Origin of the sequence: Streptomyces jumonjinensis (assembly GCF_009600885.1) — a bacterium.
GTDB classification, from domain to species: Bacteria; Actinomycetota; Actinomycetes; order Streptomycetales; family Streptomycetaceae; genus Streptomyces; species Streptomyces jumonjinensis.
Window position 1 is genome coordinate 105,410 of the sequence record NZ_VCLA01000167.1, and the last position, 217, is coordinate 105,626.

At 65.9% G+C, this 217-nt stretch carries 1 protein-coding gene; it reads right to left on the bottom strand.

The window, feature by feature from the left end; all coding sequences use genetic code 11:
- Positions 1-217 (bottom strand): condensation domain-containing protein (locus FF041_RS38115; RefSeq protein WP_194292157.1); only part of this gene is annotated, 217 nt, incomplete at both ends.

Genomic DNA, 217 nt, shown 5'->3' on the forward strand with positions numbered 1-217 from the left:
ACCACGCCAGATACTCCCGGTAGGACAGTGTCCGGGGAAGTCCGCTCGTGTCGCTGCCCGCCGCATACACCGCGGACAACTCATTGAACAGCACCGCCATGGACCAGCCGTCCATGACGACATGGTGACTGGTGACGACCAAACGGTGCCGGTCCTCGCCGAGCCGGATCAGCAGCAGCCGCAGCAGCGGCGGGACCGCGAGGTCGAACCGTTCCGA